Origin of the sequence: Xenorhabdus entomophaga, assembly GCF_037996725.1 — a bacterium.
Classification (GTDB): domain Bacteria; phylum Pseudomonadota; class Gammaproteobacteria; order Enterobacterales; family Enterobacteriaceae; genus Xenorhabdus; species Xenorhabdus khoisanae.
The window spans coordinates 1-223 of the sequence record NZ_JBBMXH010000521.1; the positions used below are offsets into that span (position 1 = coordinate 1).

General features: G+C 48.9%; 1 pseudogene. It reads left to right on the plus strand.

Features of this window, described 5'->3' with window-relative positions:
• A pseudogene (locus tag AAC854_RS23905) lies at positions 1 to 223 on the plus strand (TraI domain-containing protein); the annotation flags it as partial.

The window sequence follows — 223 nt, forward strand, 5'->3', positions numbered from 1 at the left end:
TTACGACTGGGGGGACATCCTTCCCCGGTGTTATTGATTAATGAACTGCTTCAGGAAGCCGCGACACAGGTGCAATCTCCTTCGCTGAAATCCTCAGTGCCTGCTGAATGCTCGGTGGCGGACACGGTATCAACACCAACAGATTCTGATTTTGTTGCTTCGATCTCCGCATCAGCCACTGGGCAATCTGTTTGTGATGATACACAGACGTTATTGTCATTAT